This window comes from Streptomyces sp. NPDC014734 (assembly GCF_043083325.1).
GTDB lineage: Bacteria > Actinomycetota > Actinomycetes > Streptomycetales > Streptomycetaceae > Streptomyces.
The window spans coordinates 42,003-58,331 of record NZ_JBIBYN010000035.1 but is presented as its reverse complement, the minus strand read 5'-3'; the positions used below and the strand labels follow the sequence as shown (position 1 = coordinate 58,331).

The window sequence follows — 16,329 nt, the reverse complement described above, 5'->3', positions numbered from 1 at the left end:
GTGAGTACGGGTTTGGGTGCGCAGGGCGATCGGGGAGCAGGCCGGTATGGGCGGGCCCAGGCGAACGACATCAGGTGTGGTGACTGGCTTCGTGCTGCGTCTGATCCGTGAGTCGGTCCCGTGCACGCAGGCCGCCCTGGCGGAGGTCCTGGGCGTGGACGTGGACACGCTGCAGGGCTGGGAGTCGGGACGGCGCCCGCTGGCGAACATGCGGGCCGGGGCGCTGCTGGGGCTGCGCCGCCGTCTGCCGGCGCTCGGTGCGGACGTGGCGCTGGTGCCGTGGCTGGACGCGGCGATGGACGCGGACCGGATCATCGCGGCCGGGCTGGACGGCGGGGCTGGCGGGCCTCACCCGCTGGCTGGGTGGGTTCATACCCAGGACACCGCTCACATGCTGGCCTGGGCGCTGAACGGCACCGTCCCGCCAGCGCTCGCGGGACGCTTGCCCCGCCCCAGGCGCGGTCCGGTCGCCGCCGCGCCGCAGCTGGCGGCCGCGGACCGGACGGTGTTCTTCGACCATCTGCGGGGCACGACCGAGGTGGCGGCTCTCCAAGGCGAAGGCGGGGTGCTGCTGCACCGTCAGGCGCTCTACCTTGCCTCGTACGACCATGGGCCGGACGCGGCCGCGTGGACCGCGCACACCCTTCACCGGCGTCGTGACGTGCTGGCCCGGCGGGGCTGGTCGCCGTACTGGGCGGAGGCCCGCTCCACCGCGACGGCGCTCGCCCGGCTGGGAGATCCGCAGCCGCTGCTGGACTTCATCGACCGCGCCCTGGCCGACGACGACACCGCGGAGGCCGCGAACCTGAACTACTGGGCGCTGTGGCTGGGAGCGCTGGCGTTGCCGCAACCGGACGACGCGTTCATGCGGGACCGGGATCTGTCGGGCTGGGATCCGGTGACTCTGCTGCGGGGCCTGGCGCGCGGGCTGCACCTGGCGCCCGGCTACGTCGACCTGTACGCGCACTCGTTGTGGGCGCTGCTCATCGCGTTCCCGTGGCTGCCGCAGGCGGCCGGGCCGGTCGCGGGTCCGCTGCGCGAGCGGACGGGCCTGCTCCTGGACGGGGTATCGCTCTCGGGAAGATCCCGGCGCGAACTGGCCTATGTCCATTACGTTTTCGATCACAACCGCTGACACCGGAGGACCGCATGGCTGATGACACCACCAGGGGTACCGCGAGCTTCATCTCCGAGATGGGCGTGCTCAAGCGCGTCGCACGGACCGGCTGGTGGTTCACCGGCAACAAGGCCCCCGAGTCTGTGGCGGAGCACTCTTTCCGCGTCGGGGTGATCGGCTCGGTGCTCGCCATGATGGAAGGCGTCGACCCGGCGCGGGTTGCGCTGATGTGTCTGTTCCACGACTCTCAGGAGACGCGGATCGGGGATATCGCGCACATCGGCCGGAAGTACATCAGGGCTGCCCCGAACGGTGAGGTGACCGCCGACCAGGTGGCCAATGCCCACCCGGCCGTGCGCACCGGAGTTCAGGGCGCGGTCGACGAGTACGAGGCCGCCGAGACGCCGGAGGCGATCGTCGCCCGCGACGCCGACAAGCTGGAGTGCCTCGTGCAGGCGGTGGAGTACCGGGAGCAGGGCTACAGCCTCACCCAGAACTGGATCGACACCAGCCTCGCCTCGCTCAAGACCCCGTCCGCGAAGGCCCTCGCGGACGCCGCGCTGAGCATGGACTCGCTCCAGTGGCAGAAGAACTTCCTGCCCTAACCGGCACCGTCCGTAGCGAGGCCCTCCGGCAGCGCCGGGGGCCTCGTGCCGTTCCGCGTCCGGTTGTTGAGGTGCCGCCGTTCGTGAGCAGCGTCTCGCGCCCCGCGAGTACTTCGGCGCCTGCGAGGGTGAGCCGACGGCGCCGCACGTACTCCGACAGCGGCATGCCCGAGAGCGTGGAGAACATCCGGCGCAGGTGGTGCTCCGAGGTGGCCGCGATGCGTGCCAGCTCCTCCACGTCGACGGCCTGGTCGAGATGGCGCTCGATGTGCTTCATGGCCTGGTTCAGCCGCTCCAGCATGCCTGACCTCCTTCCTCTTCCCTCTTCACGACCGTCTTGCCAGCGATGGCCGTGAAGCACCTCTACCCGGCGACGTGGTCTGTGCCGTCCCCGTCCGGACCGGGGGTGTCCCGTCCCAGGCCCCGGCGGATCGCGATCTCCACGGGTGAGTACGCTCCGTCGGCCCGCTCCAGTTCGTACGGCGCGGCCGGCATCAGCGGCGGCTGGGCCATGAAGCGCGGCCGCACCCCATGGTGCGGTTGCGCCGCGTGCACCAGGAACGGATGGCACAGAAAAACGTCGCCCGGGGACCCGGTGGCGAGGGCGAGTGGCCGGTGGTCGGACGCCGCCACCAGATCGGGGGCGAGGGTCAGCCCGCTCGCCCCGTCCTCCCCGTACTTCTCCAGCACCTCCGGCACGTCGAGGTGTGAGCCGACCCGGATCCGGGTCGGGGCGTCCTCCTCACCGACCTCGCTGAACAGGAACAGCATCAGCAGTGCCCGGCCCTGGGAGCGCAGATTCGTGAAGTACCAGCTCTCGCCCTCCGGCAGATAGCTCCCCTCGATGTGCCAGCCCGCGTCGTCCGGCTCCTCCTCGTGCGGGAAGCGCAGCGGGAACGTGCCCAGCGAGTAGCGCGGGTCCCAGCGTCCCGCGCCGACGAGCAGGTCATACGCGTGTTGCAGGGACGGGGAGTTGGGTGCGGCAGCGAACGGTCCCTGCGCCATGCCGCCCACCCAGTGCACGGGCTGCGTCCATGTCGACGGGTCGTCCGGGTCGCAGCCCGTCTCCCGCCACAGCAGCCGCGCGCAGTCTGCGGCCACGCGCGGCGCGACGGCGCCCTCCAACTTCACGAAGCCGTCGCGGAGAAAACGGGATACCAAGGTCGTGTCATCCATGCCTCCATCGTGCGGCGGCGCCGTCCCCGATCACCCGACATTCTTCGCACCGCCTTTGTCGGGTAGGAGGACGGGCGTGTGGTACCCAGCCACGCCGCTTGCTTGAGCTCGTGCCCGGAAGAGGTGGTGCGTCGGCCGTGGTGCTGCCTGCCGACCCGGTGCTCGGGTACCCGGAGCAGGAGGTCGTGGCCGCGCGGACGATTCCCCAAGATCTGTGCCAGAACCCAGTTTCGCAGCGGTTGTTCAGTACTTCGGGAGGCACTCGCATGGCGGCGCGTTCGATATCCTCAAGAACGGACAGCACCCGAGCTCGGCGATGAGGTCGTTGCCGCACCGGACGGATCCCACGGACTACTGGATGCTCCAGCGGTGGAGGTGGTCGGGATCGGTGGGGCAGGCGAAGACGTTGAGCTCGCCGTGGCGGCCCACGGTGACCTCGGTGGGTGTTGCGTGCTGACGGGCGGGAAGGTCGCGGTCCTCCTGCGGCTTCCAGCTGCCGCTGCCGCCGTCCCATTCCGAGCTGTCGATGGTCAGCAGCAGGTGCATCGGTGTCCTGCAGGTGTGGCAGTCCATGGGGTACGGATCGGTGGTGTGCCACGAGGCGAAGCCTCCGACGCGCCAGCCGGGCGGGATGGACAGGTCGTACTGGTAACCGGCCGGCTCGGGCGTGTTCTCGTCCGCCGGCTGCTCGGCCTCCTCCTCCAGGGCTTCCTCCCAGGTATCGATCCGGGCGCAGAGATCCTCGGGCAGGAGGCCGGCGAACGGGTATGTGGTCACCTGCTCCGGGTGCAGCACGCAGGGCTCGGGCACGAACCCGTCGTACCCGACGGCCAGTGGCTGCGGGGGCGCTGCCAACACCTCGCCGACCTCCCAGGACCGTCGCCAGCGCAAGTGCAGCTCCAGGTCGTAACGGCCCGGGCCGTGTGCGTCGAAGGGGCACCAGAACACCTGGAGCAGGTCGCAGTTGTCCGGCCCCGGCGGCAGGTCCGGGACGTCGCGCCGATACAGCTGCGCGAGGCCGATCATCGGCAGCGGGTCCGTCCCCGAAACCTCGGGAAACCGGTGTTCCAGGCGCAGTTCGCCGAGCAGCGTGCGTTCCTCCTCCGTGGGGCCCGGGTTCTCTTCCCGGGCCCATGCGGCCGACAAGACCTGCCGGTAGCGGTGAATGTCGGCCGGGCGGCGCCCCCGCCCGCGGCCGTGGGCCTCACCGCACACCGGCCACTGCTCGTCCGCCGGCCACAGCATCGGACCGCCCACCGAGCTGTCCGAAGCCTTCGGGCTGCCCGGACGCGGGTGCAGGCGCGTCGTCGTACTGCGGTAGGCGGCCAGTTCCGGGAAGAGCGCCTCGACATCGAGCGGGCGCGGGGGCGTGGTCCTCGTCATGGAACGCGACCCTAGACACCCGACGGCCTCGGCCGACGAGTACCCCCGGGCAGCGGACTCTCCGGGTCGGTGCTGCTGTCGAAACCCGTGGACATTTCGAACTCCCCGCGAGCGTCAGCCGCCTCCCGAACCGGTGTACATCTGCGGCCGGTTTCGCGGACAGAGCCAGGTTCGGGGGATCGAAGAACCTGCACGGTGTCGTCCGGTCCGAACCCGAGAGCGCGGGAGACGGTTGTACCTTCTTGTCGCTGGCGAAGGCGAGCAGGATCTTGCGGCTGGCGGGGTCGGCCATGGCCCAGCGGGCAGCTTCGATGGTGTGGGTAACGCAGCCGGTGGTGCCGTGTCCGACGGTGTCCCGGCGCGTCTTGTCGTCCCAGACATTGAGCACGTACCGCTCCCCCGGACGACCTTAGATTCAACCGGTCAGAGCAACAGCACTGGTTGAGGACGGTATACGTGGCGAAACTGGGTCGGCCGGGGAATGTCGGACGAGATGAAGGCCGACTTGTGGCGGCGGTGGAGGGCAGGGGAGTCGATCAGCGCCTTCTCAAGGCAGATCGGCAAACTGCCCGGCTCGGTGTTCACTGTCCTCAAGCACCACGGAGGGATCGCTCCCGGATCCCGCAAGGCGCGCGCTGGAAGCTTGAGCATGAGGGAGCGGGAGGAGATCTCGCGCGGGCTTTGTGCCGGCGAGTCCTACCGAACCATCGCTGGCTTCCTGGGGCGTGCGGTGTCGACGATCAGCCGTGAAGTCAACAAGAACGGTGGACGTGACGTCTACCGGGCGATTGCCGCGCAGGAACGGGCGCTTGATTGCGCCCGGCGCCCGAAGCAGTGCCTGCTCGCCCGCAAACCCGCGTTGAGGCAGACGGTGCTGACCCTGCTGAAGGAGGAGTGGTCGCCCGAACAGATCGTCGGACACCTGCGTCTGCATCATGGGGACGACCCGCAGATGCGGATTACCACGAGACGATCTACCGGTCGATCTACACCACCCGCTGGAAGGTGATCCCCCGCGAGCTGTGCAAGCGCCTGCGAACTGGCCGCCCGATCCGGAAGAACAAGCGTCACACGGTGAAAGGTCAGTGGCGTTCACAGATCACCGATGCCCGACCGATCGAGGAGCGGCCCCAGGCGGCGGAGGACCGCAGAGAATCCGGGCACCTGGAAGGCGATCTGGTGATCGGCTCGAACAACAGCCAGGTCGCCACATTGGTCGACCGGAAGTCGCGCTTCCTCACGGTCGTGAAACTCGCCAGCCGTCACACCACCGTGGTCGTTCCCGCTCTCGCCGAGGCCTACGCGCGCATGGACTCCCGACTACGCGGCACGCTGACCTGGGATCGCGGCATGGAACTGGCAGCCCCCAAGCGTCTCAGCGCTGACACCGGTGTCGACGTGTTCTTCGCAGCACCGCGTAGCCCCTGGCAACGTGGCACCAACGAGAACACCAACAAGTTGCTCCGGCAGTACCTGCCCAAAGGTACAAACCTGTCGACCTTCAGCCAGGACGACCTTGACGCCATCGCGACGAAGCTCAACAACCGTCCGCACAAGTGCCTGGGATTCCGAACACCAGCCGAGAGTGTTGCCTTGACCGGTTGAATCTAAGGGTGGCGACCGACTTGATCGTCGCTCCCGGACGCGACCGGTACAGCGCGACCGCGTCCGCCTTGAACTCGGCGGGGTAGTGCTTCATCCCCACGGGGACTCCGTTCTCCTGGACCATCAGGATCCAAGTCTCTCCGGTGTCCAAGATCCGGGGTCAGGGCCCCCGCAGCATGAGCCCCTGTGTTTACACTCCGGGGGAAACCTCAGTCCTCGTCTGGAACCGGCCGCGAGCTCAACGTGATCCTGACAGATTGCGGCTCCACAGGTCACGCACAGTGCGACGGCGGTGTTGACCGTTCCCTGCATGCGGCAGTCGAGACAGTGCATCGGTACTCCTCAGGCAAGAGCTCTTCTCACTTGCCTGCCCTTCTTGTGCTGCGAGGAACGGGGGGCGAGCTGTGCGGGTATGGCGTAGTCGCCGTTGTGGCGTAGCAGTGCCGGGGTGTCCGCCCGTACTCCGCCGGCGTCGACCTCGCCGATGACCAGGGTGTGATCACCAGCGGGATACCGGGCCACAACTCGGGCGGTGAGCCAGGCCGGTACCGAGGTGAGAACCGGGAGCCCGTCATGCTCGTGCAGAGGGGTCATGCCGACGAACCGGTCCACGCCGCTGCGCGCAAACCGCTCGGCCAGCTCGGCGTCGTCAGCGCCCAGCAGATGGACGGCGAAGCGGTCGGCCCGGCACACAGCCGCCGCGACCGAGGCACCCTCGGCCACGCAGAAGGAGATCAAGGCGGGATCCAGCGAAACGGAACTGAAGGAGGTGGCAGTGAAACCTGCAGGTCCGGGCACGGTGATGACCGTGACACCCGCCGCGTGACGCCGCAGAGTCCTGCGCAGCAGCGCCGACTTGGCAGCATGCGGAGCTTCGTACCGATGACGCGTCACAGCGGCGTTAGGCATGGCCTTCCTTCACTCTGCGAGCGGGGCCGGTGGGTGGGCCCCGCATGGGGAAGTGCTGTCCGTTCCCCGTACGGCGTATCTGTCCGTGAAGCAGTGGCGCCGGGCCTGAGCCGGTCGCTCCGTCGGCGGAGCGACCGGCTCAGGATCTCAAGCGGCCGGACCTGTGGGGTTGCCCACCAGGGGGTGGGAGGCCAACCGGTTGAGGATTTCGTTGAGTTGTCTCGTCTCCTGGTCGGGCATGGGCAGCAGAGGCGCCCGCGGCAGACCGACACCGCGCTGTTGCAGTTCGAGGCCAGCCTTGATGGCGCGTGGCAGGCCGTAGCCGACGATGAACTGGAGGAAGGGCAGGAGCTCGGCCAGGATGGCCTCGGCCCGCTCGTCCTCGCCGCCGGTCGCCGCGGCGTGGAGTGCCAGGGCCCACTGCGGGACCAGGCAGGGCGATGCGGTGCACCAGCCGACGGCACCGGAGCGGAAGGCTTCGAGCGCGACCGGGTTGTTGCCGTTGTAGACCGACAGCGCCCCGTCGGACAGGTCCTGGATGGACCGGAACCGGGCGACGATGCCGGAGCTCTCCTTGACCATGGTCAGGTTGGGGATCTTGCGGGCGAGCGCGACCACCGTCTCCGGCTGCAGGTCCACACCGCTGGTGCCTGGGTTGTTGTAGAGCATCATGGGCAGGTCGGTCGCCGCAGCCACCGTGCTGAAGTGCCGCACGAGTTCGGACTCGGTCAGCTTCCAGTACACCTGCGGCAGCACCATGATCGCGGTAGCCCCGTTGCGGGCGGCCATACGGGCCCGGCGTACCGCGCCCTCCGTGCTCCAGTGCGAGACACCGACCAGGGTGGGGACCCGGCCCGCGACCGTCTGCAGTGTGGTCTCGCAGACGGCGTCCCACTCGCTCTCGCGCAAGTAGGCGCTTTCCCCCGTGCTGCCCAGCGGCGCGATGCCGTGGCTTCCCGCCTCCACCAGGTCGTTGGTGAGCCGGCGCAGCGCGACGAGGTCGAGGTCGCCGGTAGCGGAATCGAAGGGGGTGACGGGGTAGGAGATGATGCCCCTCAGCGGCGGGTTCGCCATCAGAGTTCCACCTGCCCCGAGACGCAGTCGGGGTGGTTGCGCAGCGCCCGGCGGGCGTAGTAGGCGAAGTTGGCCTTGCTGCGGCGGTCTGTGCCGGTCCAGTCGTGGGCCTCGCGGGCCAGAACCGGGTCGAGGGTCTGGATGGTCCCCGCGGCCATGGCGAGCAGTTGGAGGCGGGCGGCGCGCTCGATGAGCATCGCCAGGTTGCAGGCCTCCTCGACGGTGGCTCCGGTGACCAGCTGACCGTGGTGGGCCAGGAGGATGGCGCGCTTGTCGCCGAGGGCCGCGGAGATGATCTCACCCTCCTCGTTGCCCACAGGGACGCCTGGCCACTCCTTGAGGAAGGCGCAGTCGTCGTACAGGGGCGTGGTGTCCATCTGGGAGATCACGAGGGGGACTTCCAGCATGGCCAGCGCCGCGGTGTGCAGGGAGTGCGTGTGGACGATGCAGTTCACGTCCTTGCGGCTGCGGTAGATCCAGGAGTGGAACCGGTTGGCGGGGTTGGGCATGCCGTCCCCCTCCAGGACCTGCAGGTCCTCGTCGACCAGCAGCAGGTTGTCCTCGGTGATCTCGTCGAAACCGAGCCCCAGGCGCTGGGTGTAGTAGGTGCCGGCCTTCTGCCCACGGGCACTGATCTGGCCCGCGAGCCCGGAGTCGTGTCCGCCGTCGAAGGCGATGCGGCACGTCAGGGCCAGCTTCTGCCGTGTTGTCAGCTTCGAGTCACCGAAGTGGTCGTTCATCTGCCGCTGAGCGCGGTCGACGAGCACGTCCTTCGAGTCTCGCAGGGTCTTTGCCATCTTTCTGCTCCAGTCCCGGGGCCGTCTGCCGACGAGCCCGCGTCCGAATCGTGCCGCTCGGGAGCAACACCGGAGTAAACATTGTTCACCATAGGACACCTTGTGTCATGCCGCAAGGAGTGCACTCAGTTGCGTATTGCGCGCAAATGCTTCTTGAATCGCACATATACGAAAAGAAGCGCAGCTATGCGCGCGAGGGCTGAGGCACTGCCATGAGTGCGCCGCTTCATGTCACCCACACGCCACTCCCCAGGACCGGCGGGGCCCTGCGCCTCCCGCCGACGGAACATGTCGCCCGTGTCGCACGCGCTCACGTCGCGGAACGGCTCAACGCGTGGCATGTCCCACAACTCATCAGTGAGGCCGCCCTCGTGACGAGCGAGCCGGTCACGAACGGAGTCCGGCACGGGCATGCCCCCGTATCCCTGGGCGTTCGCCTCCTGCGTGGCAGGCGGGGCCGGCCCGCCCGGGGCCTGACCGAGGCGTGGGACACGGGTCGCGCTTTCGAGGTCGGGGGCGTCCGCGACTGCCGGGACCGGTTCGACGACTTCTCCGGCGAGGACGGGCGAGAGCAGCGCCTGACGGACAGCCTCTCCGAGAGCCGGGGCACCTACGTGACCGGTGGACGGCACGTCGTGTGGGCATTTCTCCGTGGCCGGTGACGCGCTCGCGCCAGCCCGTACCGGCTCTCACCGCTGCAGGCGGACATGCTCACGCTGTTCGTCGGCGCCTCCGCCCTCGGCGGCTGAACGGCCTGACGCGCGCCGGCCTCTTCACCGCCGACGATCAGCGACGCGGTCAGGACCTTGACGACCGAGCGCCTGGTTGAGCGGCGGCGCGACCCGTCCGACGCCCGGGCGGTGTCCCTGACGCTGCCCGAGGACGGGAGGCGGAGGCACTGTCGACCCTCGCGCCCGAAGACCTCGCTGTCATGCTGCGGGGCACGAGCGGCATGATCAGTCATGGCAGGAGCGCAGGGCCATCCCGGTCTCAAGGATGTGCCTGACCTGTACGCACTTCCGTCCGACCGCCCATCCCGGCACGGGCAGACCCCCACTGCGTGTTCGTCGGCAGCCCTTTCTACGACGCCGAGCTGCGCCTGGACCGCCCCGACCGTCTGGAGGCGTGAGCTCGTGCCCCGGCCGGCGTCAGGGGAGCCGGAGACGCGGTGCGTTCGCGGCGTCCGCGTGTGCGTGGCCCTCGGAGACGAGGAGGAGAACGGCGGCGCGTTCTGGGCCGAGGGAGCGGACCTTGTGCGGCTGAGTGGCCTTGAAGTAGGCGCAGTCGCCCGGGTCGAGGGTGATGGTGCGGGACGGGAGGATGAGTTCGGCCCGCCCGTGGTGGACGAAAATGAACTCCTCACCGGGGTGGTCGCGGAAGGGTACGGGCCCGGCGTCGTGCGGGGGGTAGAGCATGAAGGGGGTCATGCTCTTGGTGCTGGCCTCGAGGGCTATGCCCTCGTAACGGGTCCCGGCCTCGTCGTCAGCGGTGAGCGACTGGCGTTCGCCGGCTCGGGTGACCGTGACGTCAGTGAGTTCCCCCGCGTCGGCGAAGAGGTTGTCGAGAGGTACGTGGAGAGCTTTGGCGAGTGAGGCGCTGATGGCGATCGACGGGACGCTCTGGCCGCGCTCGACCTTGGACAGATAGCTCTTGGTGACACCGGCGCGTTCGGCCAGCGTCTCCAGGGTCATGAGGCGCTCCTTGCGCAACTGTCGCACCCTGTTGATCACTGCCGTTTCCCCTTCGCCTGTCCCACGCCGCACGATGGCAGGGCAAGACCCCAGTATGGCGCCCCGGAGCATGGTCACCGACAACGCCCACCGTGTGTGCGACACGTGCGGTCACTCTCGAAGGATGACATCCCGGGCACATCCCGATCCGCCGGGGTCGCGCCGTCATCTCCGTGGTCGTCCGCCGGGCGTCGGACGGGATGCGGTGCCGGGAGCCGTGCGCGATGAGCCCGGCACCGCCGCGAACCACCAGGAGGTCCGCGCGGTCTCTCACGAGGCGCTGCTACCGTCCGCGACGACGCCCGGCCAGAAATAACTGTCGGGCAGGGGCCGGGCGCCGAACGCTGCCTGACCGACGCGGACCACGGTGGCACCCTCCTCGACGGCGGTCTCGTAGTCACCGGACATCCCCATGGACAATCCGCCCGGTCCGACGAGGTCGAGATCACGGGCCCGGTCGCGCAGACCGCGCAGGAGGCGGAAGCAGGAACGGACCCGTTCGGTATCCGGGCTGAAGACGGCCAGGGTCATCAGACCCTGGACCCGCAGCGCCGTGAAGTCCGGCAGTTTCCTCAGAAAGCCGGTCAGCTCCTCGGGCGGGAGGCCGTACTTGGAGTCCTCCGCCGAGGTGTTCACCTGGACATAGACGTCCAGCCCCCTGCCCGCGCCGAGGAACTGCGCTCGGTCCTGGCCGGACACCGGCACGTTCTGATCGTGGAGGACGACCATTTCTCCCTGCTCCCCCGCTCGCCGTACCGAAGCATCATCCCGCCGGACCACGCCCGGTGGGCGCTGGTGCGGTCCCTATCGAGGTGCGGCCCAGTGACGGACTCAACCTCTGGGTGCCGGTGGACACGGACGCCCAAGCCGTGTCCGAACGGCTGCTGCGGCGGGGTGGCTCGCCCGCGTCGGCGACAGTTTCTCCCTCCTCCGGTCCGCGCCGTCCAGGCATCTGCGGCTGACGGCACACCAGCTCAGTGGTGATCAGTCGGTGCTGCTCGCCGACGACCTGGCCGAGGCCGCCGAAGAGGTCGTCTCGTGCCTCGGCCGGAATCCGGTGAGAACGACGTTCACCTGATGAGGCCTCACGACTGCGGTCCCGGCCTGAGGATCCTGATGCCGATCTCCTCGAAGGGCCGGGTCAGTTCGCCGGGAACGCCCTCTTCGACGGAGAGGTGCGTCAGCGCGCTCGCGGGCGCGACGGTGAACGGCCCACCGGTGCCGAGCTTGTCCGCCACGGCGAGGCCGACGACTTTGTTGGCCGCACCCACCATGGCGCTGCGCACCTGCGCTTCGTCGTAGTACGGCGATGTGACGCCCTGGCTGATGTTGAGTCCCCAGATGCCGAGGAAGCAGATGTCGGCGGAGATCTTGGCGTAGGCCTCGACGGGGAGGGCGCCGACGGCAACGCGTGAGTGCGGGTCGAGCCGGCCGCCGATGAGGATCGTCTCCTGGACGGAGCGGCGCAGGAGCTCATTGGCGATCGCGGGGCTGTGGGTGATGAAGGTGGCCGGGTACCCGGTGGGCAACGCCTGCACCAGGGCGGCCGTGGTGCTTCCGCCGTCGATGATGACGACGTCGTCCTCGGCGATGAGAGCCAGCGCGGCACGTGCGCTCTGCGTCTTCTCCCCGATCCCACTGCCCTTGCGTTCCTCGTAGCTCTTCGGGACGTGCGAGGCGAGCACGGCTCCGCCGTGCACACGTTGCAGCGCCCCGGCATCGGCCAACTCGTCGAGGTCGCGCCGGATGGTGTAGGCGGAGACCTTGAACAGCTCGCCCAAGGCGCCCGCGTGCACCTGCCCAGACCTTTTGAGCATGGCAAGGATGCGTTCGTGCCGCTGGGACTTCAGAAGGGTCTCGTCGGTTGCGTTTCCCTGCGTTGTCATGCAGTCACTGTTCCCTTTCACGCGAGTTCAGGCAAATCCTTGCACCCTCAGTGTTGTCAATATGCCCGTATGGCTCTACGGTGAACACAATCCGCAACCTTGCGAACAGAAACGCAACATGCATACAGTGGAGGCAGGCATGGACGCACCAACACTGTTGACGGCGTTCGCCAGCGGCGCGTTCGGAGCGGCCATCGGTGCACTGGCATCTTTCATCTTCTGCGGGATGGCCCTGATCGCCGGGATCTCGATCGTCCTCGCGGGCGGTAGTCCCACGTTCCTGGACGTGGTGGCCAACGGCCCCCTGTTCGGCCCCCACGTCGCGTTCGCCGGCGGGGCCGCCGCGGCCGCCTATGCCATGCGACGCAAGCACATCACCGACGGAAAGGACATCGCCTTCTCCCTGGCCGAACTCGGCAAAGCCGGCCCACTCCTGATCGGAGGCGTGTTCGGCCTCGCCGGGCAAACGATCATGGGACTGTGGGGCAGCACCCTGAACCAGTACACCAACGCGACCGCCCTCATCGTCGTCGTCCTGGGCGTGACAGCCCGCCTGCTCTTCGGCCACCACGGCCTGTTCGGCCACCTGCCGCACGGCACCGCCCCGCGCCGACGCTTCAGACCCACCGCCGACGAGGCATGGGTCCCGCACCAGTCCCGCATGTCGCAGGCGGCGCTCCTCGGAGTGGTCGCGGGCCTGCCCGCCTCCTACGCCACCCTCGCACTGGCCGAGGCCAAGCCCGAACTGGGCTCGGCCACCGTCGGACTCGGATTCGCCGTGTCCGCCGTCTCCCTCGGCTTCGCCGCCGTGGGAAAGGGAGTACCGGTCACCCACCACATGACGCTCACGGCCGCGACCGCGGCACACCTGAGCGGCTCCGTCCTCGTGGGGGCCGCGGTCGGGGGCGCGGCCGGGCTGCTCGGCGAATTCTGGGCCCGGGCGATCCAGAACCACGGGGACACCCACATCGACCCTCCGGCCGGTGCGATCTGGACCCTGACCAGCATCGTCCTCGCCGCCCACACGCTGGTCTGACCCCAGTTCCCGCAACAGTCCGACACCTGTCACCGCAACGAAAAGAGAAAGCTCACAATGATCACCCAGTTCATGCTCACCAAGCACGACGTCACCATTCCGGACGCGCACGAGGTCTACGCCGCCGTCGCCGCTTCGCTCACCGCCGAGGAACTGCCCTACGTCGGGTTCAAGAACGTCGGCCACTCCCTCACCGACCTGGCGCGCCTGGGCGAACGCATCGTCGCGGACGGACGCAGGCTGGTGATCGAGGTCGTCGGCGCCAACCCCGAGACGGAACGTGAGGCCGCCCGACTGGCCCTGCAGGTCGGGGCGGACATCCTCATTGGGGGCACCCACACCGACGCCGTACTCGAAGTCATCGAGGGTGCGCCGATCGGCTACTACCCCACCGTCGGAGACGTCAACAGCGAGCCCGGCCGCCTGCGCGGCACCATTGACGAGATCGTCTCCGGCTGCGAGAAGCTCGTCGCCACCGAAGGCGTCACCGGAACCATGCTGCTGGGCTACCGCTACACCGGTGACGTGGACCTCCTGCTCCACGCGGTCGCCTCGGTGCCGGGTCTCCAGGTGGTCAACGCGGGCTCCGTCGACAGCCGGGAGCGCATCCGGCGCCTTGCCGACCTGGACTTCTGGGCCTTCACCATCGGCAGCGCCGTCCTCGACTCCGCACTGCCCGCCGCCCCCTCGCTCGCTGCCCAGCTGCGGTGGGCCGTTGATACCGCGAGCTGACCCACGAACCATGTCAAGGAGGACATGATGGCCGGCTACATTATCGGACTCGATAACGGAACCACCAGTGCCCGGGCCAAGATGTACGACACGACCGGGGTCGTCGTCGCGGCGGCCACGAGCGAGTACGGCTGCGAGTACCCGCATCCCGGGTGGGTCGACCAGGACATCCACCTTCTGGACGACGCCAACTTCGAGGTCATCCGCCGCGTCGTGGAGACCTCCGGCGTCGATCCGCAGGAGATCCGTTCCCTGGGCCTGTCCACCCAGCGCGGCCTGCACCTGTACATAGATGCCGACGGCCACGTACTGCGTGACGGACGGGGGCTGTCCTGGCAGGACGCACGGCACACCACGCAGTTGGACCACATGCGCGAGCAAGTCGGCGACGAACGCTTCTACGCCATCACCGGCCTGCCGATCAGCGCCTTCTGGCCCATCGGGAAGATCCTCTGGGTCGCGCAGAACGAACCGGAGGTGCTGCGGCAGACCAGCAGAATCCTCAGCACCCAGGAGTACTTCCTGCGCCAGCTCAGCGACGTGCCGGATTATGTCATCGACCACTCCAACGCGTCGCTGTTCGGTCTGATGGACGTCGACCGCTTCACCTGGAGCCAGGAACTGCTGGACTTCGTCGGCATCTCGGCCGACCTGCTCCCGTCGATCGTCCCCTCCGGACACCAGGTCGGAAGAGTCACGCCCTCCGTGGCCCGGCGCACCGGGCTGCCGGCCGGCCTGCCCGTCTCCACGGGCGGCGGTGACCAGCAATGTGCGGGCATCGGGGCCGGCGCCATCCGGCCGGGCCTGTGCGAGCTGACCTTCGGTACTGCGGGCAACTCCGTAGCCTTCCTCGCCAAGCCGGTGAACGACCCCAACCGGGTCATCACCAGGTCGGTGCACGCCACCCCGTACCGGGCATGGGAGGCGGAGGGGATCCAGGCCGCCGCGGGCGCCGCGTACCGGTGGTTCCGCGACAACATCGGCTACATGGCCCGCTACATCGAGCCCTTCACCAAGACCGACCCCTACATCGTGATCAACGATCTCGCCGCGGACTCGCCGGCCGGCGCCAACGGGCTGGTCTTCCACCCGTATCTGGCCGGGTCGATGACTCCGCACTACGACGAACACGCCCGGGCGGGCTTCCTGGGCCTGACCCTGAAGCACACCCTCGGCGACATGGCCCGTGCCGTCCTGGAAGGCGTGGCCTACGAGGCCCGGGAAGTCCTCGACGGCTACGACGCGATGGGCCTGGAACTCGACGAGATCCGTCTCGCCGGAGGCGCCACCAAGTCCGAACTCTGGTGCCAGATCCAGGCCGACGTCTACGGCAAACAGACCGCCATACTGCGCGAGGGCGAGTGCGCCGTGCTCGGGGCGGCGATCCTGGGCGCCGTGGGGGCCGGAGTGTTCGACGACGTCGAGGAGGGCGTGACCGCCACCGTCCACGTCGACCGCACCTTTCAGCCGGACCCCGACCGCCACAAGCGGTACACCGAGCTGTGGGACATCTACCGGCAGGCCTACAAGGCCCTGTCCGAAAGCGGCGTGTACCGCGCCCTCTCCGCGGCGCAGACCCGCTGACGCCGCACCGCCCGGTCCGCACGGGGGCCGGCGCTCTCTCCTCACGGCGGCTGTCCCCGACCCGTCCGCCGCTGTGAGGGCGGCAGGCCTCCACGCGTCACCCGGCGTGCGCCCGGCGCGTGGAGGTCCTCGCCGTATTCAGGTGATCGGTGTGCTCACCGTGCCGATGCCGTCGACGCTCACGTCCGCCCTGTCCCCCGCCGGAAGCAACTCTCCAGCCAACGGTTCAACCCCCGCTCGGTGCAACCCTCTCCGGGGCGAGCGCGGCCTCCAAGCGGTCCAGCCGTTCGTAGAGGGCGCGGACGAGGCGGGCGCGGTTCTGGACGCAGTGCACGGTGCCTTCGATCGCCGCGGACAGTTGGCCTTCTGCCTCGCGCAGGACGACGTCGGCGAGCGCCCGGGGCCCGCTGCTCTTCGGCAGTTGGCCGGCGCGGCGCCGTATGTCGGAGGTGACCGCGCGGGCGTGGCCGGTCAGCTGGAGGCCGATCTGCTCGTAGTCGCGTACGGCGAGCGTGTCCTGGCCGGTCCATGCGAGGACGGCCTTGACGAGGCACCCGTACGGTTCGCGGTCGAGCGGGAGCTCCGCCTCGATCAGGCCGTCGGGGTCGTACAGGACCGTGTGGGTGCTGGTGTGCAGGCGGGCCTCGCTGCCGACAGCATCGTGTGCGGGTGGCCGGCGGTCACCGCTGGGGGTC

17 protein-coding genes and 1 pseudogene are annotated in these 16,329 nt (G+C 68.9%); 7 read left to right on the top strand and 11 right to left on the bottom strand.

What is annotated here, in order from left to right; translation table 11 throughout:
* The first annotated feature begins 76 nt into the window (after nucleotides 1–76).
* Together ACF1CT_RS34895 and ACF1CT_RS34890 are read left to right on the top strand one after the other, a co-directional pair.
* Nucleotides 77–1,135 (top strand): helix-turn-helix domain-containing protein, encoded by a 1,059-nt coding sequence (locus ACF1CT_RS34895; RefSeq protein ID WP_391788040.1) that lies wholly within the window; start codon nucleotides 77–79, stop codon nucleotides 1,133–1,135.
* Nucleotides 1,136–1,149: 14 nt separating this feature from the next.
* The gene (locus ACF1CT_RS34890; RefSeq protein WP_391788039.1) at nucleotides 1,150–1,722 is read left to right on the top strand and encodes an HD family hydrolase; all 573 of its coding nucleotides are present in this window, start codon (nucleotides 1,150–1,152) and stop codon (nucleotides 1,720–1,722) included.
* Between the two features lie 81 nt (nucleotides 1,723–1,803).
* On the opposite strand, the pseudogene ACF1CT_RS34885 reads toward ACF1CT_RS34890, so the two are convergent.
* The 3 genes and pseudogenes from ACF1CT_RS34885 to ACF1CT_RS34875 all read right to left on the bottom strand — a co-directional run.
* A pseudogene (locus tag ACF1CT_RS34885) lies at nucleotides 1,804–2,023 on the bottom strand (AraC family transcriptional regulator); the annotation flags it as partial.
* Between the two features lie 62 nt (nucleotides 2,024–2,085).
* Complete coding sequence (locus ACF1CT_RS34880) at nucleotides 2,086–2,898, bottom strand: phytanoyl-CoA dioxygenase family protein (RefSeq protein WP_391788038.1); 813 nt, start codon at nucleotides 2,896–2,898, stop codon at nucleotides 2,086–2,088.
* A gap of 351 nt (nucleotides 2,899–3,249) precedes the next feature.
* Nucleotides 3,250–4,281: a hypothetical protein gene (locus ACF1CT_RS34875; RefSeq protein WP_391788037.1), complete on the bottom strand. Its 1,032-nt coding sequence runs from the start codon at nucleotides 4,279–4,281 to the stop codon at nucleotides 3,250–3,252.
* Between the two features lie 481 nt (nucleotides 4,282–4,762).
* Between ACF1CT_RS34875 and ACF1CT_RS34870 the strand changes: the two genes are divergently transcribed.
* Entirely contained in the window at nucleotides 4,763–5,290 is a 528-nt protein-coding gene (locus tag ACF1CT_RS34870) for a transposase (protein WP_391788036.1), read from the top strand.
* Nucleotides 5,287–5,886 carry an IS30 family transposase gene (locus ACF1CT_RS34865; protein ID WP_391788035.1) on the top strand — a complete coding sequence of 200 codons (600 nt, stop codon included), beginning with the start codon at nucleotides 5,287–5,289 and terminating at the stop codon, nucleotides 5,884–5,886. The genes ACF1CT_RS34870 and ACF1CT_RS34865 overlap by 4 nt, the downstream gene beginning before the upstream one ends.
* A 123-nt stretch (nucleotides 5,887–6,009) precedes the next feature.
* Here ACF1CT_RS34865 and ACF1CT_RS34860 read toward each other — a convergent pair whose 3' ends face one another.
* The 7 genes from ACF1CT_RS34860 to ACF1CT_RS34830 form a co-directional block, all read right to left on the bottom strand.
* Nucleotides 6,010–6,219, bottom strand: a complete 210-nt coding sequence (locus ACF1CT_RS34860) for a DUF2180 family protein (protein ID WP_391788034.1) — start codon at nucleotides 6,217–6,219, stop codon at nucleotides 6,010–6,012.
* 9 nt (nucleotides 6,220–6,228) lie between these two features.
* Entirely contained in the window at nucleotides 6,229–6,795 is a 567-nt protein-coding gene (locus ACF1CT_RS34855; protein ID WP_391788033.1) for a flavin reductase family protein, read from the bottom strand.
* A 147-nt stretch (nucleotides 6,796–6,942) separates the two neighbouring features.
* Nucleotides 6,943–7,869, bottom strand: coding sequence for a dihydrodipicolinate synthase family protein (locus tag ACF1CT_RS34850; protein WP_391788032.1), 927 nt, complete (start codon nucleotides 7,867–7,869; stop codon nucleotides 6,943–6,945).
* Nucleotides 7,869–8,666 (bottom strand): aldolase, encoded by a 798-nt coding sequence (locus ACF1CT_RS34845; RefSeq protein WP_391674971.1) that lies wholly within the window; start codon nucleotides 8,664–8,666, stop codon nucleotides 7,869–7,871. The genes ACF1CT_RS34850 and ACF1CT_RS34845 overlap by 1 nt, the downstream gene beginning before the upstream one ends.
* A gap of 1,148 nt (nucleotides 8,667–9,814) precedes the next feature.
* Nucleotides 9,815–10,468: a helix-turn-helix domain-containing protein gene (locus tag ACF1CT_RS34840; RefSeq protein WP_391788057.1), complete on the bottom strand. Its 654-nt coding sequence runs from the start codon at nucleotides 10,466–10,468 to the stop codon at nucleotides 9,815–9,817.
* Between the two features lie 198 nt (nucleotides 10,469–10,666).
* Nucleotides 10,667–11,125: an alanine racemase gene (locus tag ACF1CT_RS34835; protein WP_391788031.1), complete on the bottom strand. Its 459-nt coding sequence runs from the start codon at nucleotides 11,123–11,125 to the stop codon at nucleotides 10,667–10,669.
* 356 nt (nucleotides 11,126–11,481) lie between these two features.
* Nucleotides 11,482–12,282, bottom strand: coding sequence for a DeoR/GlpR family DNA-binding transcription regulator (locus tag ACF1CT_RS34830; RefSeq protein ID WP_391788030.1), 801 nt, complete (start codon nucleotides 12,280–12,282; stop codon nucleotides 11,482–11,484).
* 139 nt (nucleotides 12,283–12,421) lie between these two features.
* On the opposite strand from ACF1CT_RS34830, the gene ACF1CT_RS34825 reads away from it, so the two are divergent.
* The 3 genes from ACF1CT_RS34825 to ACF1CT_RS34815 are packed head-to-tail and all read left to right on the top strand — an operon-like array spanning nucleotide 12,422 to nucleotide 15,634.
* Nucleotides 12,422–13,318, top strand: a complete 897-nt coding sequence (locus tag ACF1CT_RS34825; protein ID WP_391788029.1) for a hypothetical protein — start codon at nucleotides 12,422–12,424, stop codon at nucleotides 13,316–13,318.
* A gap of 57 nt (nucleotides 13,319–13,375) precedes the next feature.
* Nucleotides 13,376–14,050 (top strand): hypothetical protein, encoded by a 675-nt coding sequence (locus ACF1CT_RS34820; protein ID WP_391788028.1) that lies wholly within the window; start codon nucleotides 13,376–13,378, stop codon nucleotides 14,048–14,050.
* Nucleotides 14,051–14,077: 27 nt separating this feature from the next.
* Nucleotides 14,078–15,634: an FGGY-family carbohydrate kinase gene (locus ACF1CT_RS34815; protein ID WP_391788027.1), complete on the top strand. Its 1,557-nt coding sequence runs from the start codon at nucleotides 14,078–14,080 to the stop codon at nucleotides 15,632–15,634.
* Between the two features lie 226 nt (nucleotides 15,635–15,860).
* On the opposite strand, the gene ACF1CT_RS34810 is transcribed toward ACF1CT_RS34815, so the two are convergent.
* Nucleotides 15,861–16,271: a DUF6415 family natural product biosynthesis protein gene (locus ACF1CT_RS34810; protein WP_391788056.1), complete on the bottom strand. Its 411-nt coding sequence runs from the start codon at nucleotides 16,269–16,271 to the stop codon at nucleotides 15,861–15,863.
* Between the last annotated feature and the right edge of the window lie 58 nt (nucleotides 16,272–16,329).

Coding starts and splice junctions, on each gene's coding strand:
- ACF1CT_RS34835 (WP_391788031.1), bottom strand. CDS start 11,125: ATGGTCGTCCTCCACGATCAGAACGTGCCGGTGTCCGGCCAGGACCGA.
- ACF1CT_RS34820 (WP_391788028.1), top strand. CDS start 13,376: ATGATCACCCAGTTCATGCTCACCAAGCACGACGTCACCATTCCGGAC.
- ACF1CT_RS34860 (WP_391788034.1), bottom strand. CDS start 6,219: ATGCACTGTCTCGACTGCCGCATGCAGGGAACGGTCAACACCGCCGTC.
- ACF1CT_RS34875 (WP_391788037.1), bottom strand. CDS start 4,281: ATGACGAGGACCACGCCCCCGCGCCCGCTCGATGTCGAGGCGCTCTTC.
- ACF1CT_RS34830 (WP_391788030.1), bottom strand. CDS start 12,282: ATGACAACGCAGGGAAACGCAACCGACGAGACCCTTCTGAAGTCCCAG.
- ACF1CT_RS34815 (WP_391788027.1), top strand. CDS start 14,078: ATGGCCGGCTACATTATCGGACTCGATAACGGAACCACCAGTGCCCGG.
- ACF1CT_RS34880 (WP_391788038.1), bottom strand. CDS start 2,898: ATGGATGACACGACCTTGGTATCCCGTTTTCTCCGCGACGGCTTCGTG.
- ACF1CT_RS34840 (WP_391788057.1), bottom strand. CDS start 10,468: ATGCTCCGGGGCGCCATACTGGGGTCTTGCCCTGCCATCGTGCGGCGT.
- ACF1CT_RS34890 (WP_391788039.1), top strand. CDS start 1,150: ATGGCTGATGACACCACCAGGGGTACCGCGAGCTTCATCTCCGAGATG.
- ACF1CT_RS34845 (WP_391674971.1), bottom strand. CDS start 8,666: ATGGCAAAGACCCTGCGAGACTCGAAGGACGTGCTCGTCGACCGCGCT.
- ACF1CT_RS34870 (WP_391788036.1), top strand. CDS start 4,763: ATGTCGGACGAGATGAAGGCCGACTTGTGGCGGCGGTGGAGGGCAGGG.
- ACF1CT_RS34855 (WP_391788033.1), bottom strand. CDS start 6,795: ATGCCTAACGCCGCTGTGACGCGTCATCGGTACGAAGCTCCGCATGCT.
- ACF1CT_RS34825 (WP_391788029.1), top strand. CDS start 12,422: ATGGACGCACCAACACTGTTGACGGCGTTCGCCAGCGGCGCGTTCGGA.
- ACF1CT_RS34850 (WP_391788032.1), bottom strand. CDS start 7,869: ATGGCGAACCCGCCGCTGAGGGGCATCATCTCCTACCCCGTCACCCCC.